The organism is Rhizobium sp. Root1212 (genome assembly GCF_001424985.1).
In the GTDB taxonomy this organism is placed as follows: domain Bacteria; phylum Pseudomonadota; class Alphaproteobacteria; order Rhizobiales; family Rhizobiaceae; genus Pararhizobium.
Map to the genome: position 1 here is coordinate 527,340 of NZ_LMDA01000001.1, position 25,897 is coordinate 553,236.

General features: G+C 62.9%; 27 protein-coding genes. 9 read left to right on the forward strand and 18 right to left on the reverse strand.

The window, feature by feature from the left end; genetic code table 11:
• Positions 1–9: 9 nt before the first annotated feature.
• The 5 genes from ASC86_RS02565 to ASC86_RS02585 form a co-directional block, all read right to left on the reverse strand.
• Entirely contained in the window at positions 10–501 is a 492-nt protein-coding gene (locus tag ASC86_RS02565; protein ID WP_056315545.1) for a DUF523 domain-containing protein, read from the reverse strand.
• A 5-nt stretch (positions 502–506) separates the two neighbouring features.
• Positions 507–2,621 (reverse strand): glycine--tRNA ligase subunit beta, encoded by a 2,115-nt coding sequence (gene glyS, locus ASC86_RS02570; RefSeq protein WP_056315548.1) that lies wholly within the window; start codon positions 2,619–2,621, stop codon positions 507–509.
• Positions 2,622–2,699: 78 nt separating this feature from the next.
• Positions 2,700–4,637, reverse strand: a complete 1,938-nt coding sequence (locus ASC86_RS02575) for a DUF2207 domain-containing protein (protein ID WP_056315550.1) — start codon at positions 4,635–4,637, stop codon at positions 2,700–2,702.
• Between the two features lie 31 nt (positions 4,638–4,668).
• Positions 4,669–5,940, reverse strand: coding sequence for a 3-phosphoshikimate 1-carboxyvinyltransferase (locus tag ASC86_RS02580; protein WP_056315552.1), 1,272 nt, complete (start codon positions 5,938–5,940; stop codon positions 4,669–4,671).
• A gap of 85 nt (positions 5,941–6,025) precedes the next feature.
• Complete coding sequence (locus tag ASC86_RS02585) at positions 6,026–6,574, reverse strand: LemA family protein (RefSeq protein WP_056315554.1); 549 nt, start codon at positions 6,572–6,574, stop codon at positions 6,026–6,028.
• Between the two features lie 251 nt (positions 6,575–6,825).
• On the opposite strand from ASC86_RS02585, the gene ASC86_RS02590 reads away from it, so the two are divergent.
• Positions 6,826–7,023: a hypothetical protein gene (locus tag ASC86_RS02590; RefSeq protein WP_056318144.1), complete on the forward strand. Its 198-nt coding sequence runs from the start codon at positions 6,826–6,828 to the stop codon at positions 7,021–7,023.
• A gap of 148 nt (positions 7,024–7,171) precedes the next feature.
• Positions 7,172–7,315, forward strand: coding sequence for a hypothetical protein (locus ASC86_RS25530; protein ID WP_156386875.1), 144 nt, complete (start codon positions 7,172–7,174; stop codon positions 7,313–7,315).
• A gap of 43 nt (positions 7,316–7,358) precedes the next feature.
• On the opposite strand, the gene ASC86_RS02595 is transcribed toward ASC86_RS25530, so the two are convergent.
• The 5 genes from ASC86_RS02595 to ASC86_RS02615 all read right to left on the reverse strand — a co-directional run bounded on the left by ASC86_RS02595 (position 7,359) and on the right by ASC86_RS02615 (position 10,698).
• The gene (locus ASC86_RS02595) at positions 7,359–8,321 is read right to left on the reverse strand and encodes a glycine--tRNA ligase subunit alpha (RefSeq protein WP_056315556.1); all 963 of its coding nucleotides are present in this window, start codon (positions 8,319–8,321) and stop codon (positions 7,359–7,361) included.
• A 122-nt stretch (positions 8,322–8,443) separates the two neighbouring features.
• Positions 8,444–8,632 carry a hypothetical protein gene (locus tag ASC86_RS02600; RefSeq protein ID WP_056315558.1) on the reverse strand — a complete coding sequence of 63 codons (189 nt, stop codon included), beginning with the start codon at positions 8,630–8,632 and terminating at the stop codon, positions 8,444–8,446.
• Between the two features lie 31 nt (positions 8,633–8,663).
• A complete protein-coding gene (locus ASC86_RS02605) occupies positions 8,664–9,530 on the reverse strand; it encodes a S49 family peptidase (RefSeq protein ID WP_056315561.1) in 867 nt (288 codons plus the stop codon).
• Between the two features lie 81 nt (positions 9,531–9,611).
• Positions 9,612–10,400 (reverse strand): tRNA1(Val) (adenine(37)-N6)-methyltransferase, encoded by a 789-nt coding sequence (locus ASC86_RS02610; RefSeq protein ID WP_056315562.1) that lies wholly within the window; start codon positions 10,398–10,400, stop codon positions 9,612–9,614.
• Positions 10,401–10,476: 76 nt separating this feature from the next.
• Positions 10,477–10,698 carry a DUF2007 domain-containing protein gene (locus ASC86_RS02615; RefSeq protein WP_056315564.1) on the reverse strand — a complete coding sequence of 74 codons (222 nt, stop codon included), beginning with the start codon at positions 10,696–10,698 and terminating at the stop codon, positions 10,477–10,479.
• Positions 10,699–10,832: 134 nt separating this feature from the next.
• Here ASC86_RS02615 and ASC86_RS02620 point away from each other — a divergent pair, with 134 nt between their 5' ends.
• From ASC86_RS02620 to moaB, 4 genes are all read left to right on the forward strand, one after another.
• Entirely contained in the window at positions 10,833–11,849 is a 1,017-nt protein-coding gene (locus ASC86_RS02620; RefSeq protein WP_056315566.1) for a polyprenyl synthetase family protein, read from the forward strand.
• 266 nt (positions 11,850–12,115) lie between these two features.
• The gene (locus tag ASC86_RS02625) at positions 12,116–13,945 is read left to right on the forward strand and encodes a tetratricopeptide repeat protein (protein ID WP_056315568.1); all 1,830 of its coding nucleotides are present in this window, start codon (positions 12,116–12,118) and stop codon (positions 13,943–13,945) included.
• Positions 13,946–14,148: 203 nt separating this feature from the next.
• Complete coding sequence (locus ASC86_RS02630; RefSeq protein ID WP_056315570.1) at positions 14,149–15,081, forward strand: 4-(cytidine 5'-diphospho)-2-C-methyl-D-erythritol kinase; 933 nt, start codon at positions 14,149–14,151, stop codon at positions 15,079–15,081.
• Complete coding sequence (gene moaB / locus ASC86_RS02635) at positions 15,068–15,610, forward strand: molybdenum cofactor biosynthesis protein B (protein ID WP_056315573.1); 543 nt, start codon at positions 15,068–15,070, stop codon at positions 15,608–15,610. Before ASC86_RS02630 ends, moaB begins: the two co-directional genes overlap by 14 nt.
• A 208-nt stretch (positions 15,611–15,818) precedes the next feature.
• Here moaB and ASC86_RS02640 read toward each other — a convergent pair whose 3' ends face one another.
• The gene (locus tag ASC86_RS02640; RefSeq protein WP_056315577.1) at positions 15,819–16,343 is read right to left on the reverse strand and encodes a hypothetical protein; all 525 of its coding nucleotides are present in this window, start codon (positions 16,341–16,343) and stop codon (positions 15,819–15,821) included.
• A gap of 211 nt (positions 16,344–16,554) precedes the next feature.
• Here ASC86_RS02640 and ASC86_RS02645 point away from each other — a divergent pair, with 211 nt between their 5' ends.
• The 3 genes from ASC86_RS02645 to ASC86_RS02655 all read left to right on the forward strand — a co-directional run bounded on the left by ASC86_RS02645 (position 16,555) and on the right by ASC86_RS02655 (position 19,240).
• A complete protein-coding gene (locus tag ASC86_RS02645; protein ID WP_056315581.1) occupies positions 16,555–17,712 on the forward strand; it encodes a PA0069 family radical SAM protein in 1,158 nt (385 codons plus the stop codon).
• Positions 17,713–17,939: 227 nt separating this feature from the next.
• Positions 17,940–18,638: a ribonuclease HII gene (locus ASC86_RS02650; protein ID WP_056315587.1), complete on the forward strand. Its 699-nt coding sequence runs from the start codon at positions 17,940–17,942 to the stop codon at positions 18,636–18,638.
• A 290-nt stretch (positions 18,639–18,928) separates the two neighbouring features.
• On the forward strand, positions 18,929–19,240 hold the full coding sequence (locus ASC86_RS02655; RefSeq protein WP_244477507.1) for a hypothetical protein: 312 nt from the start codon (positions 18,929–18,931) through the stop codon (positions 19,238–19,240).
• A gap of 367 nt (positions 19,241–19,607) precedes the next feature.
• Here ASC86_RS02655 and ASC86_RS02660 read toward each other — a convergent pair whose 3' ends face one another.
• The 7 genes from ASC86_RS02660 to ASC86_RS02690 form a co-directional block, all read right to left on the reverse strand.
• Positions 19,608–20,093 carry a F0F1 ATP synthase subunit B gene (locus ASC86_RS02660; protein WP_056318149.1) on the reverse strand — a complete coding sequence of 162 codons (486 nt, stop codon included), beginning with the start codon at positions 20,091–20,093 and terminating at the stop codon, positions 19,608–19,610.
• 17 nt (positions 20,094–20,110) lie between these two features.
• On the reverse strand, positions 20,111–20,722 hold the full coding sequence (locus tag ASC86_RS02665) for a F0F1 ATP synthase subunit B (RefSeq protein ID WP_056315590.1): 612 nt from the start codon (positions 20,720–20,722) through the stop codon (positions 20,111–20,113).
• Between the two features lie 72 nt (positions 20,723–20,794).
• Positions 20,795–21,022 (reverse strand): F0F1 ATP synthase subunit C, encoded by a 228-nt coding sequence (locus ASC86_RS02670; protein ID WP_018330055.1) that lies wholly within the window; start codon positions 21,020–21,022, stop codon positions 20,795–20,797.
• 81 nt (positions 21,023–21,103) lie between these two features.
• On the reverse strand, positions 21,104–21,865 hold the full coding sequence (locus ASC86_RS02675; RefSeq protein WP_280136963.1) for a F0F1 ATP synthase subunit A: 762 nt from the start codon (positions 21,863–21,865) through the stop codon (positions 21,104–21,106).
• 58 nt (positions 21,866–21,923) lie between these two features.
• The gene (locus ASC86_RS02680) at positions 21,924–22,289 is read right to left on the reverse strand and encodes an AtpZ/AtpI family protein (protein ID WP_056315595.1); all 366 of its coding nucleotides are present in this window, start codon (positions 22,287–22,289) and stop codon (positions 21,924–21,926) included.
• Between the two features lie 287 nt (positions 22,290–22,576).
• A complete protein-coding gene (locus ASC86_RS02685) occupies positions 22,577–23,749 on the reverse strand; it encodes a cell wall hydrolase (RefSeq protein ID WP_162244966.1) in 1,173 nt (390 codons plus the stop codon).
• A gap of 231 nt (positions 23,750–23,980) precedes the next feature.
• The gene (locus ASC86_RS02690) at positions 23,981–25,879 is read right to left on the reverse strand and encodes a potassium transporter Kup (RefSeq protein WP_056315598.1); all 1,899 of its coding nucleotides are present in this window, start codon (positions 25,877–25,879) and stop codon (positions 23,981–23,983) included.
• Positions 25,880–25,897: the final 18 nt, after the last annotated feature.

Sequence of the window (25,897 nt, forward strand, 5' to 3'; positions counted from 1 at the left end):
AGACAGACGTCACTCACCAAGACGCTGGACGAGCTGACCGATATCCCTGTCGGAAAAGACTTCGATACCGTTTTGCCTGAGAAGGGCGGCGGTGACGCCCTCGCCCGTCCGCCTGTTGCCGGAAAAGCTGCCATCATAGATGAAACCGGAGCCGCAGGACGGGCTGCCATCGATCAGTAGCGCGTAGCGGCAATCCTGCCGCAGGGCCAACTCCAGCGCATTCTGCGCAGCATCGATAAACGCCTGCGTGACATCGCCGCCGGTGATTTCCACAACCGCGGCGCGGCCTTGCAGAACATCGACGCCATTGCATGCCCCGGCGATTTCGGCGGGTGGGCGCGGCACCGGCATGCCGGCGGACATTTCCGGGCAGATGGTGACGAGCCGTCCCTCCTCGCGCCAGCGGTCGAGCGCGGGGTGGATCAGTGGCTTGGCCTTGCCGTCATAGCGGACGGCATGGCCCATCAGGCAGGCGCTGACGAGGATTTTCGCCCCCGTCATCGCGGTCAGCCGGCGATCTTGGAGAAATCGGCAACGGTGCCGGTGGCGGCGCGGATCTGGCCGAGCAGGGCCAGACGGTTTGCACGCACGGCCGGGTCCTCGTCATTGACGAGCACGTCGGCGAAGAACTGATCGACCGGGCCGCGGAGCTTCGACAGCGCTTCCATGGCGACACGGAAATCCTCGCCGGCGATCGCCTGACGGGCTTCGCTTGCCGCTTCGGTCACGGCCACATAGAGCGCCTTTTCGGCATCGAGCTTGAACAGCGACGGATCGACCGTCTCGGCAACCGCCGTGCCCTTCTTCTCCTCGGCGGCGAGAAGCTGCGTGGCGCGCTTGGTGCCGGCGAGCAGGTTCAGGCCGTCTTCCGAGGTGATGAACGCCGTCAGCGCCTCGACGCGGCGGGCGACCATCAAAAGGTCATCGGCATCCGGCGTCAGCACGGCGTCGATCAGATCATGGCGAGCGCCGAGATCGCGGAGGTAGACTTTGAGGCGATCATGGAAGAAGGCGAGGAGATCGGGATCGGAGACGACGGTCGCGAGCGGCAGACGCACCTTCCGCTCCAGCATCATGCGGATGACGCCAAGCGCAGCGCGGCGGAGCGCATAGGGGTCCTTGGAGCCGGTCGGCTTTTCGTCGATGGCCCAGAAGCCGACGAGCGTATCGAGCTTGTCGGCGAGCGCGACGGTGATGGCGACCTTGTCGTCCGGCACACGGTCGGAGGGGCCGTTCGGCTTCCAGTGATCTTCGATGGCCGTGGCGACGGAGGGGTTTTCGCCCTGCAGGGTAGCGTATTTGCGGCCCATGACGCCCTGCAACTCGGGGAATTCGCCGACGGCTTCGGTGCGCAAGTCGGCCTTGGCGAGCACGACAGCGCGATCGACCAATGCCGGATCGGCGCCGGTGACCTTGGCGAGTTCGGCAGCCAGCTTTTGGATGCGGGCGACGCGCTCGCCCTGCGTGCCGAGCTTGGCATGGAACGTCACGTTCAGCGCGTCGAGCTTGGCCATGCGCTGGTCGAGCGGCTTCGTGAGGTCGAGATCGAATTTCGCGGCGGAGGCTTCCAGCGTCTGGAGGTCCGGCAGGTTGCCCTGGTCGCGGGTCCAGAAATGCTTGGCATCCGACAGGCGGGCGCGCACGACCTTGCCGTTGCCGTGGATGATCTCGGCGCCGCCGTCCTTCGCCTCGATATTGGAAACGAGGATAAACTTGTTCGACAGGCCTTCCTCGCCCTGAATGCGGGTGACGAAGCACTTCTGGTTGGTCTTGATCGTCAGACGGATGATTTCCGAAGGGATCGCCAGATAATCCTCCTCGAAGGTGCCCATCAGCACTTGCGGCCATTCGACCAGGCCGGAGACTTCTTCCAGCAGGCCTTCGTCCTCGACCAGTTCAAGGCCGCTGGCAAAGGCGATATTGGCAGCATCGGATGCGATGATCTGCTTACGCCGCTCGGCATCGAGCACGACCTTGGCCTTTTCCAGCTTCTCGATGTAATCGGCAAAACGGCGCACGGTGAAGGCTTCCGGTGCGTGGAAGCGGTGGCCATAAGTGACGTTGCCGGCAACAATGCCATCGACCTCGAAGGGGATGACCTGGGTTTCCTCATGCTCCGGCCCGAACAGGCAGACGATCGATTGCAGCGGGCGCACCCAGCGCAGCGAGCCGGGTTTTGCCGAAGCGGCACCCGAGCGCATCGGCTTCGGCCAGGGGAAATTTCTGATGATGCCTGGCATCACCTCGGCGACGATCTCTTCGGTCGGGCGGCCGGGTTTGACAACATGGGCGACGTAGAAATCGCCCTTCTTCGGATCGGAGTGAACATGCGCCTCGGAAATCGAGGCAAGACCCGCCTTGCGCAGGAAACCCTGGATCGCCTGTTCGGGCGCCGACGTTGCCGGCCCCTTGATGTCCTCGCGCACATCGCTGGAGCGGGTGTTGAGGCCGCGAATATCGAGTGTCAGCCGGCGCGGCGTCCAGTATTCGCGTGCGCCCTCATAGGTGAGGCCCGCTTCGACCAGCGCATCGGTGAGCAGCTTCTTCAGGTCGCCGGCAGCCTTGCGCTGCAGACGAGCCGGGATTTCCTCAGAGCGGAGTTCAAGCAGAAGATCGGGCATGGCGGGCACTTTGCGATTGTTCGGATTGTGCGGCGGACTTAGCAAGCCGTGGATGAAAAGTCACGCGGTTAAGCGGCGTTACCAGCCGCCACCGCCGCCACCGCCGCCCCCACCGCCGGAGAAGCCGCCGCCCGAGGAAAAGCCGGACGAACTGCTCTTCGGCGGCGGGGGCAAGGAGGCGGTCATGGTGCTGGCCATCGAGCCCGCAAAGCCGCCCATGCGATCGCCGAAGGAGCCGGCCGAGAAGATGTCGCCGTGATACCAGGCGGGCTGGTAAGCGGCGGCACCGGCGGCGGCGGCGAGCAGCCAGCGGTCAAAGGTTTCCGCCCAGGGCTTTTCGACGCCGAGCGCCACGGCGTAAGGCAGAAGCTTTTCGAAATGGCGCGGCGACATTTCCGGGGCGCCGGCCATGTTCATCCGCTCTTTTTCGGCGAGCGTCAGATATTGGCGCAGGCCATCGATGCCGTCCATCATCCGGGCGCCGAGCGGGGTCGGGGCGCCCATCAGATAATAGAACAGGAGATTGGCGATGATGATGCCGCAGACGGCGATCAACAGCGGCAGTTGGTGGCTCCCGACCGCCGCATCGAAAACGATCGGAGCAAGGCCAATGGCGCTGGAGCAGAGCACAAAGCCGAAGAAGGCAAAGAACAGGATGGTGCGGGCGCGGGCAAACAGGCCGCGCACTTGGCGGAAATTCTGTACGAAGCCGATGGCGACGATCGACACGACGACGGAGCCGATGGCCGGCACCAGGACGACGGCGATATTGCTCTCGTCGAGATCGCCGAGGATGAAGATCGCCCCGAGGAAAAGCACGGAAAGGGCGATGCCGCCGACCACATAGAGCGTGTTAGCGAGGTAGTAGCGGTTGCGATGTTCCTTCTCCATGGCGCTGCGGAAATCGGCGCCGACCTTCTGCACGGTCTTGCCGTTGGCCTTGTCGATGGTGAGTTTGCCGCCCTTGGCCGTCACCGCCTGCATCAGCACGGCCTCACCGGTCGGCAGCTTTGCCGGCGGCGTTTTTCCCGTGGCGCCGATGGTCAGGGACGATTTCAGGTCGTCGAGCACCACATAGCCCTGAACGGCAAGATTGAGGGCGGCGGCCGAGAGCGCCGTCCAGCCATGGCCGGAAAAGCCCTTGTTGTCGATGTAATTGACCAGGGCCGGCGAGATATCGTCCGGCGCATCCCAACGCGGCACGATGACGCCGCGGGCGGGATCGCGCCCGACCTTCAGCCACATGCGGGCATAATAGAGCACGACGATAACGAGGCCGGAGATCGCCAGCACCGGGGCGATGTTGTCCTTCAGCCACCAGAGCTTTTCCGCAGAAGCCGAGGGTGGATCAATGCTGCCCTTAGGCAGCTTGATGGCGATGGTCAGGCCTTCCTCAGGCTGCAGGCGGCGGTTGGTGGTGAACACCACCTCGGGGCCTTCCTCCACCGCCGTCGCATTCTTGTCGCGGGAGCCGTAACCGCCGGTGAAGACATCAAGCGCCTCAGCCCGCACGCCATCGGGCAGGGTCACGGTCGCCGCCGCTTCTTCAATGGGGAAAGCCCACTGGGTGCCGGTGACGTTCCAGTAAAGCTCCTCATGGTCAGGGAAATAGCGGATCTGCCGGTCGGTCTCGTAGCCGATCTCGAAGACGTGCTCGCCGGGCGGGAGCAGCACGTCGGCATCGCCGGTATAGATGCGGATGCCGTTCGGAATGGATTCCGTGCGGTAGGGCTCGCTCTGGCCGTCGCGGGTGACGGTCAGGAGCTTGAAACCGACCTTGTGGCTGCGGCCATCCTCGTCAACGAAGGTCAGCGGGAAATCGCGATAGATGCCGCGCTTGATGCGGCTGCCCTCGACATTCGCCTTGATCGTCTCGACGACGGCGAGGCTGCCGCTCTTTTCCAGAGTGATCGCCGAGAGGTAGGAGGTGATCACCTCCTCGGCCAAGGCGCTGGACGCGATGAGCGCGGCCAGCAGGAAAAGCATCATGCCGAATGCCTCGATCAGTCGGTTCATCAAGCCTTTCCCTCCGGCGGCGATTTTTTACTCAGATATCCGGGCGGTCGCCTTCCAGCGCCACACCGAGGGACGAAAGCTCATCCCAGTAGCGCGGATAGGTCTTGGCGACACAGGCCGGGTCGAGGATGGTGATGCCCCGGATCTTCAGCCCCGCCAGCGCAAAGCTCATGGCGATGCGGTGATCGGCGAAGGTATCGATATCGGCCGGCAGAAGCTGCCCGGCAAGGCTCGGATCGGCGGCGACGATCAGGTCGTCGCCCTCCTCTGTGGCGAGGCCGGCGCGGATGTTTGTGAGGCCGGTCGACAGCGCCCGGATACGGTCGCATTCCTTGACGCGCAGATTGGCGATGCCGACGAAGCGCACCGGCGTTTCGTTGAAGGCGGCGAGCACGGCAAGCGTCGGAATCGCATCCTGCATCTGCGAGCCGTCGATGACATCAGGCATATGCGGGAAGCTGGCGATGACGTCGTAAGCCTTGGCATCCGGCTGGGAGAAGGCGGTCGCCTTGACGCCGAGATCGATCTCGCCACCGGTCAGCACTTCCGCCGCCCAGAGATAGGTGGCGGCCGAGGCATCGGGCTCGATCAGGTAGTCGGTCGCGGTGTAGCCGGTCGGCTGCACCTGCCAGACCGACGGGCTCGGCTGGGTGACTTCGGCACCGAAGGCCCGGATGGCGGCGACCGTCAGATCGATATAGCCGCGGGCGCCGATATCGTCGCCGGCCAGCACGATATCGATCGGGCGGCTGGCGCCGGCGGCGGCCATCAGCAGCGCCGAGACATATTGGCTGGAAAGGCCGGCGTCGATCTCGACCCGGTCGGCCCCGAAATCGCCAGTGCCACGAACGACCACCGGCGGGCAGCCGGTTTCGGAGCGGATATCGACGCCGAGCGCCGTCAGCGCCTTGACCAGCGGCGCGATCGGGCGCTTGCGCATGTGCTCGTCGCCATCGACGATGACTTCGCCTTCGACAAGTGCTGCAGCCGCCGTCAGGAAGCGGGTCGCGGTGCCGGCATTGCCGAGGAAGAGCGACTTTGCCGGGGGCAGAAGCTTGCCGGTGCTGGTGACGACGAAGGTGGTGTCGTCGGGCTCCGATATCTCGACGCCCATGGCGCGCAGGGCTTCGGCCATATAGCGGGTGTCGTCGCTTTTCAGCGCGCCGGTGAGGCGGCTCGTGCCCTTGGCAAGGCCGGCGAGCAGCAAAGCGCGGTTGGTGATCGACTTGGAGCCGGGCGGGCTGACGCGTCCCTTCAGCGGATGGGACGGCGGGACGACGGTCAGTTTCTGGTCTTTGCTCATGCTGAAATCTCTTGGGTGCAAGGTCGCGCCGTTCTTATCGGCAGGCAACGCCTCGATTGCAAGCCATCGGCGCTTTAAGAACGGCTCAAAACTTTACGGAGGGAACCGCGCGGTCGGCCTCGTTGGTGATTTCGAAGAACGGCGCCTTGGCAAAACCGAAGGGGCCGGCGATCAGGTTCGAGGGGAAACTCTCGACCTTGACGTTCAGATCGCGGGCGGCGCCGTTGTAATAGCGGCGCGACATCTGGATTTCTTCCTCGATGGTTTCGAGCGACTGCTGCAATTCGGAGAAATTCTGGTTGGCCTTGAGATCGGGATAGGCTTCGGCAAGCGCGAATATCTTGCCGAGCGCCTGGCTCAGCAGACCTTCCGCCTGGGCGCGGCCGGCGACATCGCCTTGCGGCACGGCCTGCGCCTTGTTCCTCAGCTCGACGATCTGCTCCAGCGTGCCCTTTTCATGGGCTGCATAGCCTTTGACCGTTTCGATCAGGTTGGGGATCAGGTCGGCGCGGCGCTTCAACTGCACATCGATGCCGGACCATGCCTCTTCCTTCACCTGCCGGGCCTTGACCAGCCCGTTATAGATGAAAATCAGATACAGGATCACCACAGCGCCGATCACCAGCCCAATCATCGAAACATCCTCTCGTTCAGGTTTTGCGCGACCTTAGAGCATAAAGCGGCAAAAGGGTATTCGGCGACCATCGCCGTGAGCCGTTTTTCCATGGGGGCGGCGGCTTTCTTGTTCCTGCGGGAACAGCATGATCGCAGCGGCGCAAGATGTTGATTTTCCTGTTTCATGGGGAACCGCGAAAAACCGCGTCCTGACCGAGATTGGCTTCAACGAACCGGATGATCCGGTCCTTTCAAACGAAGCCAACGACCATGAAACCGCTTACCACCCTCATCAACGTCATCGCTTTTTCGGCCCTTTTCGTCGCCTATGCGAACATGGCCACCCCGGAACGCCCGGCCGGCGTTCGCCGCGCGCTGCAGACCTATGCTGGCCAGATGCCGACAGGCACCTACCCCACCCTGAAGCCGGTCTGGGAAATCGGCGGCAGCATGAGCGACACGCTCTGACACTAGCGAATTCCAGCGATAGCGGAAACGCTAGAAATCTCTATCCTAACCGTGTTGGTAACTTGCGTTTGCGGTCGATGACGACCGCCTGTTCCTGCCATGAAAGCGGGTTCACGGCCCCTAAGAGGCCGATATAAGCGAGGCTGAAATGACCATTCTGACGTTGATGACGACGGGCGCTCTGGCGCTGATGGCGGCAACCCATTTCATCGCGCTGCGCGTCGAGCGCCGGCAGCGGGCGCGGCCGATGGCGGCCCACGCCAACCGGCCCGTTCGCGACAGGGATGCGTGAACGCGCTCGCCCTTTGCGGGCGAGGCGTCATTTCAGGACATGATTACGCGGCGTCGCGCACAAGGTTCGCGCCGCCGGCATCCGTCAGCAGGAAGGCTTCGCCGCAGGCCTTGGCGAGCGTGCGCACGCGCAGGATATAGCTCTGCCGCTCCGTTACCGAAATCACACCACGGGCATCGAGAAGATTGAAGACGTGGCTGGCCTTGATGCACTGGTCGTAGGCCGGGAACACGCACTTGTGCAGTCGCTGGTTGGCCTTGTCGCCGGGCGCACCGGCCGCGAGCAGCGCGATGCACTCCTTCTCCGCATCGATGAAATGCTGGTGCAGCATCGCCGTGTTGGCATATTCAAAATTGTGGCGTGAATATTCCTGCTCGGCCTGCAGGAAAACATCGCCATAGCTGATCTTCTCGTCGCCTTCACGGCCGTTGAAGTTCAGATCATAGACATTGTCGACGCCCTGCACATACATGGCGAGGCGTTCCAGACCATAGGTCAATTCACCAGAAACCGGCGAGCATTCGATGCCGCAGACCTGCTGGAAATAGGTGAACTGCGACACTTCCATACCATCGCACCAGCATTCCCAGCCAAGACCCCAGGCGCCGAGCGTCGGGCTTTCCCAGTCGTCCTCGACGAAGCGGATATCGTGCAGCAACGGGTCGAGGCCGATCGCTTCCAGCGAACCGAGATAAAGCTCCTGCAGGTTCGACGGGTTCGGCTTCAGGATGACCTGATACTGGTAGTAGTGCTGCAGGCGGTTCGGGTTCTCGCCATAGCGACCGTCCGTCGGGCGGCGCGAGGGCTGGACGTAGGCTGCGCGCCAGGGCTTGGGGCCGAGCGCGCGCAACGTCGTTGCCGGGTGGAAGGTGCCGGCGCCGACTTCCATGTCGTAGGGCTGCAGCACGGCGCAACCCTTGTCCGCCCAATACGCATGCAGCGTCAGGATCAGCGCCTGAAAAGAGCGCTTCGGGTTCATATGGTCCGGCAGGGCGGCAGCAGTCATGATCGGATGTCCAGCTTGGAATTTTCTGGCTGTCTGGTGCCACGACGGGCCGGAGGGGTCAAGAGACGAGTGGCTTGCTTTCGGGCAGGCAATGGCAGCCAAGGGCTTCCTGAAACTGAAACCTACTCCGGCTTCTTCAGCCTATACTCCCCCGTCACCGGGTCCTTGACCAGCGTGCCTTGCGTGCCAGTTTCCTTTTCGCGGCGTACCTGTTCGCGCTGGCGGGCGAGCTTTTCGGCGTCTTTGACGAACTTGCGGTAGCCGAACCACGCGATGCCGACGACGATCAGAAGCAGGATAAGTTGCGGCATGCGTGTCCCCCGGAGCCTTTCCCTTTTTCTATCAAAGTCCGTACCGGCCCCATAATGCCTTTTCCTCGGCAATCTCGGCAAGGCCCGACACCGTCGAGGCTGCGAAACGCTCGGCAACGGCGCCGGCGATGGCAGCACCGGGCTGGCGGCGGCCGAAGAGGCCGCGGGCCGGCGAGATCAGTTGCAGTTCGGTCTTTTCGCCGTAGCGCTTCTTCAGTTCGCCGCGCATGTCGCCCAGACTGTCGATCAGGCCGAGTTCCTGCGCCCTGCCACCCGTCCAGAACAGGCCGGAGAAAATCTCGGCGTGATCGGCGAGCAGATGGCCGCGACGGGCCTTGACCATATCGATGAAGACGGCGTGGATCTGCTGCTGCAGGGTCTTCAAATAGTCGATGTCCTTTTCCTTCTCCGGCTGGAAAGGATCGAGCATCACCTTGTTTTCGCCGGCCGTATAGACGCGGCGCTCGACGCCGATCTTCTTCAGAAGTTCGGGGAAGCCGAAGCCACCGGAGACGACACCGATGGAACCCACGATCGAGGTCGGATCGGCGATGATCTCGTCGCCGGCAAGGGCGATCATATAACCGCCGGAGGCCGCGACATCCTCGACGAAGATGATCACGCGCTTCTTCTTCTCTTCCGCCAGATCGCGGATGCGCTGGAAGATCAGCCGCGACTGTACCGGCGAGCCGCCAGGAGAATTGACGGAGATGGCGACGGCCGGCGCGTCCTTGACGGCGAAGGCCCTTTCCAGAACCGGGGCTGCGGAGGCGAGATTGAGTGGCGGGCGGAACTGGCCGCCGCCGGCCATGATCGTTCCGTGCAGGCGGACCACAGGGATGGTGACACCGTGTCTGCGAAACCGCTTCGGCATCAGCTTTCTGAAAAATCCGGCCATGTAAACTCCACTGCGTTCATAAATGTATCGTGGATGTATGCACTGGCGGGGCGAACGCAATGGCCCCTCATCAAAATTCCGCTACCGCCGGGCGGAAACGGTTTTGCGGGCATAGGCCGCGCGGCCGTTGTTGAGGTCATCGACGTATGACGTGAAACGATGGGCATCGTCCTCGTGCATGATCAGCGGTGCCCGGAACACGAGCCGCGCCCGGCTCTGCTTGATCGCGGTCACGAGGATGCGGACGGCATTTTCGCCCGGCCGCGGATGCAGCGGCGTGATCTCCAGCCCGCCGAAGCGGCGGCCGCAGGCGGCGATGATCTCGGCGATCGATTCGGGCCGGGCGATGAGGGAAAGCTGGCCGCCGGGGCGCATGATCGCGCCGGCCGTGCGGAGCCAGGTTTCGAACAGGCCCTCGTTCATGGCATGGGCTTCGGCCTTCAGCGGATCGGGCGTGCGCCGGTCGGAAGCGTCGTTGAAGGGCGGGTTCATGATGACGTGGTCGAAGCTGTCGTCCGTGAGGCCGGCGGCGGCGCGCTCACGGCCCTTCCAGGCGACATCGGCCTCGATGACGGCGACGCGGGAGGCGAAACGGGCATTTTCGGGGAGCGCGAGGCTCTGACGGGCGAAATCCGCCATGGTCGGCGAGCGCTCGACCAGCGTTACCGTTGCATTGTCGAGGCGAGAGGCGACGGCCATGCCAGCGGCACCGGCACCGGCGCCGAGGTCGACGACACGGATCGGGCGTTCATCCGCAACGAGAGAGGCGAGTAGCATCGCATCCATGCCGGAGCGATGGCCGTGCCCCAAGGGTTGCACCACATGGAAACGGCCGCGATGGAAGCTGTCGATGGATTGGGACGTTGTCATGGGGTGGAACCGCATGCTTCGGTGTTTGCGGCGAGGTGACGCGGTGCGCTCGGAAGAAGAGAAAACCGCACCTGCCCTACCCCCGCAATTCCGCTTCCAGCCCGGCATCGATCAGAATCCGCCGCGCCTTGTCCGCGTCATCCTCCGCCACCAGAAAGCGCCGCGGCAAAAGGCCGAGCGAACCCTCCAGAATGCTCATGCCCTGATCGGCGATCAGGCAGGCGATGCCGGCGTCCTTCATCAGGCTTTCGGCAAAGGAGAGAAGGACGGCGTCGTTGGTGCGGATCAGTTCTTTCATGCGGGATGGCTGCCTTACGAATGGAATGCCTGAAATTCGCGGCGAATTTTGCTTGGGATGGCTGATTCCCCACTTGCCGCCGCAAGCCCCCCTTTCTATTGTCCGGAACTGAAATTGAACAGGAGTGCCTCGCGTTGGGCGTAGTGATACCGCTGGAAGACGGCAAAAACAAACAGGCATCGGTCAAGCCGCTCGTCGACCTGACCAAAGCCGATATGGAGCGGGTGAACCAACTCATTCTTTCCAAGGCCGGGTCCGACGTGCAGATGATCCCGGAAGTGGCCAACCACTTGATCTCCTCCGGCGGCAAGCGGTTGCGGCCGATGCTGACGCTCGCCTCCGCCGCCATGTTCGGCTTTACCGGCGATGCCCATGTGAAGCTCGCGACATCAGTCGAATTCATGCACACGGCGACGCTGCTGCATGACGACGTCGTCGATGAAAGCGATCTGCGCCGCGGTAAATCCACCGCCCGCACCATCTGGGGCAACCAAGCGAGCGTGCTCGTCGGCGATTTCCTGCTCGGACAGGCCTTCCGCATGATGGTCGATGTCGGGTCGCTCGAAGCGCTCGACGTGCTCTCGACCGCAGCCTCGGTCATCGCCGAGGGCGAAGTGCTGCAGCTGTCCGTCGCCAAGAACATGGAAACGACGGAAGACGATTATCTCTCGGTCATCCGCGCCAAGACGGCAGCCCTGTTTGCCGCCGCCGCCGAAGTCGGCCCGATTGTCGCCGGCACGGACAAGGCGACCCGCAATGCGCTGAAATCCTACGGCATGAACCTCGGCCTCGCCTTCCAGCTGGTGGACGACGTGCTCGACTATGGCGGCAAGGCCGCCGATCTCGGCAAGAATGTCGGCGACGATTTCCGTGAAGGCAAGATCACGCTGCCGGTCATCCTCTCCTATCGGCGCGGCACGCCAGAGGAGCGCAGCTTCTGGCGCGATGCGATCGAGAACGGTGAGAGCGACGACCGCAACCTCGAAAAGGCGATGGGCCTGATCACCCGCTACAACGGCCTGACCGATACCATCGCGCGCGCTCAGCATTACGGCACCATCGCCCGCGATGCGCTGGCGCCGCTGCCGCAATCGCCGTGGAAGGCCGCGTTGCTGGAAGTCATCGATTTCTGCATCGAGCGGGTGAGCTGACCGGGCAGCCGCATGCCACGCTGCCAACGAGAATGTTGCTGCGTTGCGCCAAAAAAGCCATGCTGTTCCCGCAGGATCGAATACGGGAGGACGTGAATCGACACGTCCCCACATCGCAGGCGGCGCCGTCAGGCATGGCTTGATGATGGCCGCAGGAACTGCGTGAGGCCGATTCCGGTCGCACAAGTTATGCGCTACTATTTTGGGAATTGATTCCGCGCTTACCGGCAGCGACCATCGGGACGCTCCGCAACGAAAGGCTTGTCATGCGGCAGACACATATTCTTCGCCTCCTCAGCGGCGCTGCGCTTCTGGCGCTTGCCTCCCTTGTCAGCGCGCCCCTGAGCTTTGCCGAGGATAAGCCGGCTGCCGCCGCCAGCGAGACGAAGCCCTTCGACATCAACTCCATCAACAGCTTCTCCGGCGCATTCCTCGCCGCCCGCACCGCCGATGTCGACCGCGACCTCGATGTCGCGACCAGGCTCTATCGCACCGCGCTCGAATTCCAGCCGGACAATGTCGATGTCAAGCAGCGGCTGATGATCACGCTCCTGATGAACGGCCAATTTCAGGACGGCGTGAAGATCGCCGAGGAACTGAAGGGCGACAGCTCGGTCGAGCGCATCACCACCGTTGCCCGCGCCGTCGAGGCCATCCGCAAGAAAGAATATCGCAAGTCCGAAAAGCTCCTGAATTACAAGGGGCCGAACGATCTCGACCGTCTGCTGAACGGCCTGCTGGTCGGCTGGGCCAAGGCCGGTTCCGGCAACCCGAAGGATGCGATTGCCTCCATCCAGGCCATGAAAGGCCCGGAATGGTTCGCGATCTTCAAGAACTATCATCAGGGCGCGATTGCGCTTGCGGCCGGCGACAAGGCAACGGCCCGCGCCAAGTTCAACGACGCGATCCTCGACCGCAATGGCGGCGGTGCCGCTCCCGACACCTTCCTGCGCGCCGTGACCGCGCTTGCCCGTCTCGAAGCCCGCGACGGCAACAAGCAGAAGGCGCTCGACGCGGTCTCCGTCGGCGAAAACTTCCTCAACAACTATGCGCCGCTCAGCGCCCTGCGCACCAGCATCGAAAATGGCCAGCCGCAAGAGCAGCAGGTGCGCAATGCCGCGCAAGGGGCGGCCTCCGTGCTCTTCACCATCGGTGCTGCGCTGAACCGTGACGGCGCAGAAGACATCGTCTCGCTTTACCTGCAATCGGCCCGCGCGCTCGATCCCGATAGCGCCGATATCCTGGTGATGCTCGGCGGCGTAGCCGAAAACCTGAAGAAGCCCGAGCAGGCGATCGCCTTCTACAAGAGCGTGCCGGAAGGCTCGCCGATGCGCCGTCTCTCGGAGATGCAGCTGGGCTTAGCGCTTGCCTCCATCGGCAAGATCGACGACGCCGAGAAGCATCTGCGTGGCCTGATCGACCTCGATCCCAAGGACATCCGCAGCTATGTCGCTCTTGGCAGCGTGCTTTCGGATGCCAAGGATTACCGCACGATGGCCGAGATTTACGACCGCGCCGTCGATGTGCTCGGTCCCTTGCCGCAGAAGAACAGCTGGTCGATCTTCTTCCAGCGCGGCATCGCCTATGAGCGGCTGAAGGAATGGGCCAAGGCCGAGCCGAACTTCACCAAGGCGCTGGAACTAAACCCGGACCAGCCGCAGGTGCTGAACTATCTCGGCTATTCGTGGATCGACATGAACATCAATCTCGACAAGGGCTTGGAGATGATCCGCAAGGCCGTCGAGCTGAAGCCGGACGACGGCTACATCATCGATTCGCTCGGCTGGGCCTATTTCCGCATGAACCGCTTCGACGACGCCGTTGTGGAGCTTGACCGGGCGGCCGAACTGCTGGCCGGCGATCCGACGATCAACGACCATCTCGGCGATGCCTACTGGCGCGTCGGCCGCAAGCTCGAAGCCGTGTTCCAGTGGAACCAGGCGCTGGAGCTGAAGCCGGAAGAGGCGGAAATTCCGAAGATCAAAGCCAAGATCGAAAAGGGCCTGCCGCCCTTGCCGGTGCCGAATGCGGCCGATGCCGAGGAAACCCAGCCGAAGAAACCCGACCCGGTGGATACGGCCGGCAAGAAGAGTTGACCGGCGGAGGGTTTCCGCCATGGCGGGGTGGTGGTTTCGCCGCTCCCCCTCCCCCCCTTGCGGGAAGGGCTATCGCATATGGAAAGAGCGACTGGGTTTTCCCTTCTTCCCGCGGGGGAGAAGGGGAGCCGCCGCAACCTCCTTAACTGCCCCGAATAGCCGGGTTTTCAGACCCCAACTCCGGTTTCTCTGCAGGCTTTTGCATGACCTCCATGAAAGACAGCTTCGAACGGGTGCTGATAGCGCCGGCCAAGATCAATCTGGCGCTGCATGTCATCGGCCAGAAACCGGATGGCTATCATCTGCTCGAAAGCATCGTCACCTTCGCCGACCGGGGAGACCGGATCGGATTTTCCCGCGCAGAGATCGATCGCTTCACCGTTTCCGGCCCCTTCGCCGCCGATATCCCGGCGGATGGTGCAGTTGCAGCCGGCAACCTCGTCATCAAGGCACGTGACGGCCTGCGCCGCCTGCTCGCGCAACGGGGCCTTGCCGCCGCACCGGTGCATCTTCATCTCGAAAAGAACCTGCCGGTCACCTCCGGCATCGGCGGCGGCTCGGCGGATGCGGCTGCCACCCTGCACGGGCTGATGGCGCTGTGGGATGCTCCCCTCTCCGATCCCGCCTTCGAAGCGGCACTCGCCGTCCTTGCCGTCGAACTGGGGGCGGATGTGCCGATATGCCTGCGCGGCAAGCCGCTCGTCGCGCGCGGCATCGGCGAGGACACCGAGACGCTTGCCAATTTCCCCGCGTTCCCGATGCTGCTCGTCAATCCGCGCGTGCCCGTCTCGACGCCGGCGATCTTCAGGGCGCTGACGACCAAGACCAATCCGCCTCTCGCACTACCCGGAGGAAATCCCCCGGCCCAGCAATGGCTGGTCGCCCTTTCCGCCATGCGCAACGACCTGGAACCCCCGGCCCGCCAACTGGAGCCGGTGATCGCCACCGTCTCGCAGGCGCTTTCCGACAGCGGCGCACTTTTCGCCCGCATGTCAGGGTCAGGCGCCACCTGTTTCGGCCTGTTTGCCGACATGGCCGCGCGCGACCGGGCCGCAGCCGCCCTTTCGAAACAGCATCCCGACTGGTACGTTCTTTCCTGCTTCAGCATTCAAGGAGACGCCGATGGCGCGGCTTGACGAACAGCGGCCATTCATCCCGGTGGGCATCGCCGTGCTTACCGTTTCCGATACGCGCACGCTGGCGGACGACCGCTCCGGCGATACGCTTGTGGCCCGGATCACGGAGGCCGGCCACCGGCTCGCCGACCGCGCCATCGTGGCCGACGACAAGGCGGCAATCGCAAAGACCGTTCTCGCTTGGTCGAAAGACGCTGCCGTCGATGTCGTCATCACAACCGGCGGCACGGGTTTTACCGGACGCGATGTCACGCCGGAAGCATTGGAGCCGCTGTTCGAAAAGCGCATGGACGGCTTCTCAGAAGTCTTCCACCGCATCTCCTACGACAAGATCGGCACCTCGACCATCCAGTCGCGGGCGACGGGCGGGCTGATCAATGCCACCTTCGTTTTCGTGCTGCCCGGCTCGCCCGGCGCCTGCCGCGATGCCTGGGATGGCATCCTGAAACAGCAGCTCGATTATCGCCATATGCCCTGCAATTTCATCGAGATTATGCCGCGGCTGGACGAACACCTGAAGCGTGGCTGACCTCATCAAAACCTTGTGATTGCCCTGTTCCCTTTGGAACAGCGGAGCGTCCTGTTTAGCCCTATAAAAGACACAGAAACGGCAGCGGATGAGACACCCTCCGCGGCAACGGTGGCCATACGACGCGGACGACGCGACAAGCCATTTTCAGGCAGCAATTTTTATTAAGTTGGAGCGGGCTCGCAAGAACCCGCTCTTTTCTTGGCCGTCAGCGCCGCTCGCGCGCGGCGGAAACCACCCAGGCGGGAATGATCTCCGCTGAAAGCCGGCGGGCCGAAAGCGCTCCGGCAATCTCCGCCGTGCCGCCCCGCTTTCCAGCCGCCGCCGCTTGCTGCCGCGGCACGAGAAAGCCGTTTTCCAACACCGATGGCCGGCTGAAAAGCCGCTTCAGCAACGGCTTGCGATAGGCTCGCGCTGTCGAGAAACGGGCGGGCGCGTTATTGAAAGCGATATACTCCGCGACATCGTCGATCCACCGTCCCGCCGGCCGCGCGCCGGGCTCCAGAAACAACAGCCACTCGCTGCGCGCCGCGCCAATGACCTCGGCCAGATTCCACACGGTCAAGAAACGGCAGCCGGCCGCATCCGCCACGCGCGAAGAACCGTCCGTTGAGCCGTGATCCAGCACGGTTACATCGCGCACCAGTCCCTCTACGGCGCCGGAAACGAGCGCCGACAGGCTTTGGGCAAGCTCTGCCTCGTTGTTGCGGGTTTCGATGACGATCGACAGCATCGTTCCTCCTACCGCATCGCAGCAGCAATTGCTACAGGACGGCAGCCAAGTCCCTGTTTACTTTCCATTAATCACGAATTTCAAGCTTGTCCGGTCGCATCTGAAAAGGTCGCACAGGTTTTTGTTCTTGCATTGTTCTCATTTGTGCGTTAGGAAAATAATCAGAAACCGCCGCAGGAAATGGCACCTTTTGGTTTCGCGGAGTTACCCAATGACCGATCTGTCTGACCTCAGGCAGGGTGCGTTTGCGCCCGCCCATTCGGCTGACATGGCCGAAGCATTACTCGCCGATACGACCCTGCGCATCGATGTCGATCGTCGGCGCGGTCGTGGCGCGGGGCTGAACATCGGCGGCCGCTTCGAGCCGGTATCGCGGGAAGCGGAGGACGATGGCTGGAACTCGCTGGAGGACCTGCCGCCTTTCAAGACGGAAGTGCAGATCGAAAAGCCGCGCTCGGTCATCAGCCGCAACGACAGCCCGGACATTCCCTTCGACCGCTCGGTGAACCCCTACCGCGGCTGCGAGCACGGCTGCATCTACTGCTTCGCCCGCCCGACCCATGCCTATATGGGCCTCTCGCCTGGGCTCGATTTCGAAGCCAAGCTGTTTGCCAAGCCCGACGCGGCGCGACTTCTGGAGCGCGAACTTGCCAAGCCCGGCTACAAGGTGCGGCCGATCGCCATCGGCACCAATACCGACCCCTACCAGCCGATCGAGAAGGAATGGCGCATCATGCGCCAGGTGCTGGAGGTGCTTCAGGCCTGCAATCATCCGGTCATGATCGTCACCAAGTCGGCGATGGTGACGCGCGATATCGATATCCTCGCGCCCATGGCCGAAAAGGGCCTCGCCAAGGTCGGGCTTTCGGTGACGACGCTTGACCGCAAGCTGGCCCGGCTGATGGAGCCGCGTGCCTCGACGCCGGGCAAGCGGCTGGAGGCGATCAAGACGCTGTCGGAAGCCGGCATCCCTACGACGATCATGATGGCGCCGGTCATCCCCGCCCTCAACGACCACGAGATCGAGCGGGTGCTCGATTCAGGCAAGACGGCTGGCGCTGCGGCAGCCAGCTATGTGCTGCTACGGCTGCCGCTGGAGGTAAGCCCGCTGTTTCGCGACTGGCTGCTGCGCAACTACCCGGACCGCTATCGCCATGTCATGGCGCTGGTGCGCTCCATGCGCGGCGGCAAGGACTATGACGCGGAGTTCGGCAAGCGCATGAAGGGCGCCGGTCCCTATGCCTGGCAGATTGGCCGTCGCTTCGAAATGGCCGTCAAGCGGCTGGAACTGAACCTGACGCGGCGGCCGCTCAACTGCGATCTCTTCGTGCCGCCGCTCGGCACGGGGGTCCAGCTGTCGCTGCTGTGACCCCCGCAAGGATGCGACCGGTTCTGCGTTCGCATCCGGGCCGGAGCATAGGCCAAGGGCAGGCAAGCGCCGCACCTGCCTGCGGTTGCAAATGCGCCGGCCTCGGTCGCCGGCGGCTGTTCATGCCGTTCCCGTTGTCCCTGTGACGGGAATGGCGCTCCCCCGGCCGTATCCGCATCCGGCCGGGGGACTTGCAGGGAATCGGGCTTCTGTGCGACGGTCCGCCCATGTCACGAAGCGCATTGCCCGATTCCCCTTTTCTTTTCGATGGTGCCGGGGGGCCTGATTTTTCGATCGAACTCAGCGCTCGGCGCGAGGGGTTCTGGCCGGTGGCGGGCACGGACGAGGCTGGCCGCGGGCCGCTGGCGGGCCCGGTCGTTGCTGCTGCCGTGATCCTTGATCCCGACAATATCCCGGAGGGTCTGAACGACAGCAAGCAGCTCTCCGCCATCAGGCGGGAAGAGCTGTACGAGGTCATCCTTGCCAATGCGATCGTCTCCGTCGCCTCGTCCGGCGCCGGGCGGATCGACCGCACGGATATCCGCAAGGCGAGCCTCGATGCGATGCGGCGCGCGGTTGCCGGCCTGGCGCTAAAACCGGCTTGCGTGCTGGCCGATGGGCGCGACGTTCCGCCAAGTCTCTCCTGCGCCAGCAAGGCCGTCGTCAAGGGCGATGCGCGCTCCGTCTCGATTGCCGCCGCCTCGATCGTCGCAAAGGTCACGCGCGACCGGATGATGGCGCGGGCCGATCTCGTCTTTCCGGCCTACGGCTTTGCCGTCCATGCCGGCTATGCCACCGCGCGTCACCGCAAGGCGATCACGCAGGATGGTCCTTGCGCCCTGCACCGCATGAGTTTTCGTCCGCTGCGGAAGGACGATGACACCGCTACGGTCGAGCAGGACATCGCTGGATTCGACGGCTTTTGAGCGGTGAGGATGGTTCGGGCTGCCTGAGACTGCCGGTTTCCCCGTCACCGAATGCGCGCTTGCGCGCTGCTTTCTCCCTCACCATTTTGTTATTGACCCGAAGAGGAACGAAACAAAGCTGCGTGCATTGCCCTTCATCGGCCGTGGGATGCCTGTTCCTGTGGCCGGCGGGTGACGCCGGGGAGATTTTCTTCGGGATGGGCGTCACCCCGGTAACAAGGACGCGCGGCGATCGATTATAGAGTGGCGGCGGGATCGCAGAAGAGCGATTCGCAGGAAGGACCAAGCTCGTGATCTTCACAGTGCTGCTGACGGCATTGATGGCAACGGCGGAAACGCCGCCGACGGAACCGACGGCCGATGCGCTGCAATCCGACCTGCAGACCGCCTACCCCTGCCAGGATATCGACGGCCGCAAGGTCTGGAAGGGCGGCCTCGCCTATTACATCGAATCCTACATTTATGACGGCCAGTCTTCGCAAACTGCAGCCGACATCGCCACCGATGCCGTCTTGCCGGGTGACAACTCCCCGGAGACGATGAAGGAATTCGAGCAGGCCTGCGTTACCATGGCACCGGCGCAGGCAACCAACGAGAACTGACGGGTTTCCCGATTTTCCCCAAGAGCACGACTCCCAAGTTTTCTGAAGAGTGCGGGGCGTATGGTTCGTGCGCGCTTCGCGCGGGTGTATTTCCGTCTCTCGCCGAAAGCCTCCTACCCGCCCCTCCTCCTTGCGGGGAGAGCGGGTTTTTCACGGTGCTCGCGCCGGCAATCTTCAGGAAATGTCGCGATCCACAGCCAATGTCCAATGAACGGAGAATTCCCCCTCATCCGACCCTTTGCGCCACCTTCCCCCCGCTGGGGAAAAGGGAAGAGTGCCGCTTCGGCTTTGGCACTCAGGGTGAATTCCCCCGGAACGCAAAAAAGCCGGCCTAGGGCCGGCTTTCGAATTTCGATTGCGAAGGCGCTTAGTTGAGGCGCGTCTTCACGTCGCTGACCGCCTTGGCAAACAGCGTGCTCTGGATCGTCGCATCCGACTTGGACGAGATGACCTGCTCGGCTGCAGCAATGGCGATATCGACGGCGGTTGCACGAACTGCGTTGATCGCGTCGGTCTCGGCCTGGCGGATTTTCTGCTCCGAAAGGCTGGTGCGGCGGGCGACGAATTCTTCCGTCTTCACCTTGGCTTCCGCGGTCAGGGCAGCGGCTTCGCGCTCGGCAGCAGCAACGATATTGGCGGCTTCCGCTTCGGCTTCCTTGCGCTTCTGCTGGTATTCGACCAGCAGCGCCTGGGCTTCTTCACGCAGACGCTTGGCTTCGGCCAGTTCGTTGGTGATGCGGCCGGCGCGCGCGTCGAGCGACTTACCGAGCATCGCCGGAACCTTGAGGTAGGCGATCAGCACGAGGAAGAGCACCAGGCCAACGGTGGCCCAGAATGTCGCCAGTGACGTCATATCCATGATGGCGCTCCTTACTTTGCCGTTGCCTTGACCGCAGCAGCGATCTCGGCCTTGGTTGCCTTGCCACCGATCAGCTGATCGACGACGGCGGCGGCGGTTTCTTCGGCGATGGAGCCAACATCGGCCAGAGCCTTCGCCTTGATGTCGGCGATTCGGACTTCGGCGGCGGCAATCTTGCCGTTGAGGTCTGCTTCGACAGCGGCGCGGTCTGCATTGGCCTTAGCCTTGGCAGCTTCGCGGGCTTCGCCGGCGATGGCATTGCCCTTGGAACGGGCGACGGCCAGATCCTGTTCGTAGGCGGCGATGGCCGCGTCGGCTTCGGCCTTGGCGCGCGACGCATCGTCAAGATCGCGAGCGATCGTGCCGGAGCGGGCTTCCAGAATGGCACCGATGCGCGGAAGGATGACCTTCGACATCAGGACATAGAAAAGACCGAAGGTAATCGCGAGCCAGAGCAGCTGCGATGCGAATGTCGATTGGTCGAAGGGCGGGAACACGCCAGAGCCGTGACCGCCTTCATGCGCCACACCCGTTTCGGTGTGCACCTCGCCGGCAGCGGCGTCATGGGTGGTTTCTGCGCCTTCGGTGGTGGTTGACTGGGCATAGGCCGCCGTCACAAACATGCTCACCTCCAGGTGCACTCAAATGAATTGCGGGCCGCGGATTTTGTCCGCGGCCCAGCCTTAAAGCCGATATTAGACGGCGAAAAGGAGCAGCAGGGCTACGAGCAGCGAGAAGATGCCCAGAGCTTCCGTAACGGCGAAGCCGAATACGAGGCGGCCGAACTGGCTGTCAGCGGCCGAAGGGTTGCGCAGAGCGCCCGACAGGTAGCTGCCGAAGATGTTGCCGAGGCCGAGAGCCGTGCCGGCCATACCGAGGCAAGCGAGACCTGCACCGATGAACTTTGCTGCTTCCGCTTCCATGTTAAACTCCTTCGAATGGTGTTGCGGCTGGATTTGGCACCCTGGCCGGGCAATGCCGGCCGGGCTCCGTGACTTTATTCCTTAGTGGCCACCCGGATGGACCGCGTCGTTGAGGTACATGCAGGTCAGTACCGCGAAGACGTAGGCCTGGAGGAAGGCGACGAGGAATTCGAGACCCGTCAGGGCGACGGTCATGATCAGGGGCAGGACGGCGCCGCCGATGCCGAGCGCACCCAGCGTTCCAAGCGAGGCAACGAAGCCCGCGAACACTTTCAGGGTGATGTGGCCGGCCAGCATGTTCGCAAAGAGACGAACCGAAAGGCTGATGGGGCGCGACAGGAAGGAAATGATTTCGATGGAGACGACCAGCGGCAAGAGGATGCCGGGAACGCCGCTCGGAACGAAAACGTTCAGGAAGCCGAAGCCATGCTTGTAGAAACCATAGACCAGCACCGTGCCGATGACGAACAGCGCGAGCGCGAAGGTCACGATGATCTGGCTGGTGATGGTGAAGAAATAGGGAACCATGCCGAGCATGTTTGCCGTCAGGATGAACATGAACAGCGAAAACACCATCGGGAAGAACTTCATGCCGTGGGAGCCGGCGCCTTCGCGCAGCATCGAGGCGATGAATTCATAGGACATTTCGGAGACCGACTGCAGGCGGCCCGGAACGACGGCACGGCTCGACGTCGTGAAATAGAGGAAGCAGACAGCAACGACGAGCGTCGCGACCATGAACAGGGAAGCGTTGGTGAACGAAAAATCGTAGCCACCGATTTCGATCGGAACGATCTTGTTGATCATAAACTGGTGGGTCGGATCTACCTTATCGCCTGCCACAGCCGCTCTCTCTCGTTTTGACCGCTCGGAAGCGGACTTTTTCCTACTGCGACAGCGCTTAAGCGCCGTCGCCCTTATCCTTGCCGCCCCTGCCCGGCTGATCCGCGGGATGGGGCGCTGCCACCATGCCCGCCGAACGCAGAACGTTCAGCACGCCGGCACAGAAACCAAGAAGGAGGAGTACGATCATCCCCCACGGCCCTGTACCTGCAAAATGATCCAAAAGATAGCCCAGAAGCGCGCCAACGATGATCGCCGCCACAAATTCGCTCGAAAGCTTGACAGCGACCTGATAGCCCTTGCGGTTTTCCGCAGCCCTCTCCTCGATGGCGGCTTCTTTCGGGTCGTTCCCGAGCTTTGCCGACAGTTCGGATTGAAGCCGCTTGCGCCGCTCTTCCAGACCCTCTTTCCGGTCGTCCGTCATGTGGCACCCTCCTTTATCGACCGTGACAGTCATAAACCGTCAGCATTGCCATACAAAGGCCGGATTTGAAGCCACCGTCGGCCCGTTCTGAAGTCGGCCGCAACATAGTTTTAGGTGCCCTGCTAGTCAAGGCATGCAAGGGCATTGTGGAGAGACAATATTATTGTTTTAAATCAATGATTTAAAGCTATTCCGCCGGTCCTGTGCGGAATCTGTCACAGCCGGTGGGCGGCTTTCGCGGCCCGCACCGGTGGAATCGTCGTGTCTGCAGCGAGGCTGCTGCCGGTTCAGCTCCAGCCGCCGCCATAGGTGCGGTAGAAGATATGCTTGCCGATCTTGGCCACCCGCTTCATCGTCGGACCCCAGTCCGGCTTAACGTAGGTCGCGTGGTAATGGGTGGCGGAGCCGACTTCCGGCAGCCAGATCTTGCCGGCGGTGACGGCGAGCGCGACCTCCTTGGCCGTGCGCCAGTTGCGCGGCGACCAGACGATGTCTGGAATACGGTCGCAGGCGAAGGAAAACTGGCAGCGGTTGTACCATCCCTTGTTCTGATAGACGACGCCGCAGACCGTTTTCGGATAGGCGGGGTTACGGACGCGGTTGAGGATGACCTGGGCGACGGCAGCCTGGCCCTTTACCGATTCTCCGCGGGATTCGAAATAGATGCCGTCCGTCAGGCACCGCTGCTCGGCTTCGGTGAAGACCTCCGGCGGCAGCGGATTGGCGGCCCAGGCGTGATCTTCCGGCGCGATCTCCGGGATGAAGCGGCCGCCGGCATTGTCTTCGCGCAGAATGGAATCGAACGGGGATTCGCGGGCGTAATCCGGCTTTACCGGGGCATAGGCGGTGGCGAGCACGTCTGCCTTGTCGTTGGTGACGAGGCTGGCGATCATCGGCGACAGGGTGGTGTCGGCCTGCGGCGCCTTCTTCTTGTAGAAGGCGGTGGCGATCTCGATCTCCTTGCCCTTGATCGTCGGCTTGGCGAAAATCATGCGGTCGCCGTCGAGTTCTGGCCGCATCAGAAAGCTGGTGCGCTGGAGGATCGAGCCGGCGGTGAAATCCTTGGGCGGCGTCACCGGGGCGACGGCGACGATGCGGCCCTTCTTGTCCTTGCGGTTGACGCGCTCTTCGTCGGTCAGCGGATCGGTGCCCTTGTCCGCCGTGGAAAACGCCACCTTCTCGCCGTCCGGCAGGGCGATGCCGGCGCCATCGGCGATCGCGCCGGTCGTGACCGGGTCGTTGAAGACCATCTCGACATCGTGCAGCGAGCCGGCGGGCGAGCGGGTCATATACATGCGCCAGCGTTCGCCCCCGCGGTTGATGCCGGAGAGGAAGGTCGCGAGATCGGCATGGCCGGAAAACGACGGGAAGGCGACGAAGAGACCGAGACCCAGGAGCAGCGGGCTTGCGAAACGCCGGTTTACGCCCGGACGACGAAACTTTTTACTCTGACGCACCAACCGTACTCCACGCGCAGGCAAGACGCGACCGTTCGCCCGGCACGCTGCCGGAACGCCAGGGTTCGCGATGGTGTAAATCTATGAAGCGGTCTCGCTTCGATCGGCTGATAATCAGCTATTAACCTTGATGCTTGGTTAACGCGAAGGCGGGGATTGGCGGTTTTGCAAGGAAAGCCCCCTCCCCAACCCTGCCCACAAGGGGGAGGGCTGGGGAGGAGCGTTTTCCCGACCTCAAATAATAACGTGCGACCCCAACTCGACCACGCGGTTGGTCGGCAGGCGGAAGTAATCGGAGGGGTCGATGGCGGCGTTGGCCAGCGCGATGAACAGCCGGTCCTGCCAGTGCGGCATGCCGGATTGCGCATCCGGCACCAGCTTGCGGCGGCCGAGATAGAAGGAGGTCGACATGATGTCGAACTTCAGGCCGGTCTTGCGGAACAGGCCCAGCGCCTGGGATACGTTCTGGGTTTCCATGTAGCCGAAGTTCATCTCCAAGAGACTGAAGCGTTCCGACAGGCTGGAGGCGCTGACGCGGTGATCCTTCGGCACCGTCGGGGTATTGGCCGTGCGGATCGTCAGGATGAAATTCTGCTGATGCAGCACGTGATTGTGCTTGATGTTGTGCAGAAGCGCCGCAGGCGTCGATTCCGGGTCGCTGGTGAGAAAAATCGCGGTGCCGGGCACCGCCACCGGCGCATGCTCGCTCTTGCGCTCGATCGACTTGACGAAGGAGGCGAGCGGAATGTCGGTATGGCGTGTCTTGTCGTGCAGGATCTTGGTGCCGCGCCGCCAGGTCCACATGACAAGGACGATGGCCGCGGCGATCAGCACCGGCACGTAACCGCCGTCGTGGATCTTGAGCAGGTTGGCGCCGAGGAAGATGGTTTCGAGGAAGGCGAGCGGCAGGATCACCGCACAGGCCGCATAAAGCGGCCAGCGCCAGCGCATGCGCACGAAGACGAAGGCCAGCACCGTGTCCACCAGCATGGCGCCGGTGACGGAGATGCCATAGGCGGTCGCCAGCGATTCGGAGGATTCGAACAGGAAGACGAGCAGCATGACGCCGAACATCAGGAGCACGTTGACGTTCGGCAGATAGATCTGGCCGGTCTGGGTTTCCGAGGTGTGGAAGATCGCCATGCGCGGCAGGAAGCCGAGGTGGATCGCCTGACGGGTCAGTGAGAAGGCGCCGGTGATCACCGCCTGGCTGGCGATGATGGTCGAGCAAGTCGCCAGAAGCACGATCGGCAGCAGCGCCCATTCCGGGAACATCAGGTAGAAGGGATCGGACATCGCTTCCGGGTGCTTCAGCACCAGCGCGCCCTGCCCCAGATAATTCAGCGCCAGCGCCGGAAAGACGAAACAGATCCAGGCCCATTGGATCGGCCGGCGGCCGAAATGGCCGAGGTCGGCGTAAAGCGCTTCCGCGCCGGTGACCGTGAGGAACACCGCGCCGAGGACCACGAAACCGACGAAGCCCGCATGCAGCAGGAAATAGACGGCATAGTAAGGGTTGAAGGCGGCGAGAATGCCGTAGTCATCGGCGATATGGCTGAGACCGACGACGGCCAGCACAAGAAACCAGATCGCCATGATCGGGCCGAAGAATTTCGACACCGCCGCCGTGCCGCGCGACTGGACCGCAAACAGCATCAAGAGAATGACAACCGAGATCGGCACCACGTAATCGGACAGGGCCGGCGTGACGAGCTTCAGACCTTCCACCGCCGAAAGAACAGAAAGCGCCGGCGCAATGATCGCATCGCCGATGAAGAGCGCCGCACCGGCGATGCCGAGGAAGAACAGCCAACCGGTCTTGCCGGTCGAGAACTTCATGAGAAGGGCGAGCAGCGACAGGGTGCCGCCTTCGCCGTTGTTGTCGGCGCGCAGCAGGAACAGCACGTATTTCAGGGTGACGATGATCGTCAGCGTCCAGATCATCAGCGAGATCAGGCCGATCACCTCGATGCGGCTGACGCCGTCTGCCGCGACCGGGCGCAGCGCTTCACGGAAGGCGTAAAGCGGGCTGGTGCCGATGTCGCCATAGACCACGCCGACGGAGCCGAGCGACAGCGCCAAAAGCTGGCGCATACTCTGCGGCGCATCCTTCTTGTGATGGGCATGGGACATTCGAATTCTCCAGGCTCC